This is a genomic window from Adlercreutzia equolifaciens (genome assembly GCF_029076695.1).
In the GTDB taxonomy this organism is placed as follows: Bacteria; Actinomycetota; Coriobacteriia; order Coriobacteriales; family Eggerthellaceae; genus Adlercreutzia; species Adlercreutzia equolifaciens_A.
On sequence record NZ_JARFIK010000014.1, the window covers coordinates 1 to 519 of the forward strand.

Consider the following 519-nt stretch of genomic DNA (forward strand, 5'->3'; position numbering starts at 1 on the left):
ACCGCAAAAAGGATACTTCCTTTCTGTCCAAAGCTCATCTTTACAGTCTCCATTGCACTCTTTCTGACTTTTCCGCCGATCACTCCTGCCAGGAACAGCATCAAACAACCAATGATGTGTCCTACTATGATTGCCGCCAGTCCTTTTCCCATGCCAAGCGGGGCCAGATATGTTCCGGTCAGGATCTCTGCGATCGAAACCCCTGCGCCGAACCAGATCAGACCATTTTCAAATAAGCCGGTACGCTTCTCTTCCATAATGTTTATTCCTCCTCGTCTTCCTTTGTAGTCTTATATAATAGTATTTTTCAAAGCCTGTTCCAGCAGCTGCATCTCATCATCGCTTAATTTCCACTCAAATACCTTGCAGTTCTCCTCAATTTTATCGCGGCTCTGCGCTCCTATAATACAAGAAGAAATAAAAGGTCTCTGCAAGGTCCAGTTCAATGCAATCTGCGACAATGGAACATTTCGTTCCTCTCTGATCTGATCCATTGTTCTTAAAAGAAGCATTACTTTT

The 519-nt window shown here is 43.9% G+C and carries 2 protein-coding genes; both read right to left on the minus strand.

Annotated features, from left to right (window positions below):
• The coding region (locus tag PZH32_RS11215) for a cytosine permease (protein ID WP_275208330.1) at positions 1-257 on the minus strand (257 nt) is incomplete at its 3' end.
• 33 nt (positions 258-290) lie between these two features.
• Positions 291-519: aldo/keto reductase (locus PZH32_RS11220; protein ID WP_275208331.1), on the minus strand; the 229-nt coding region annotated here is incomplete at its 5' end.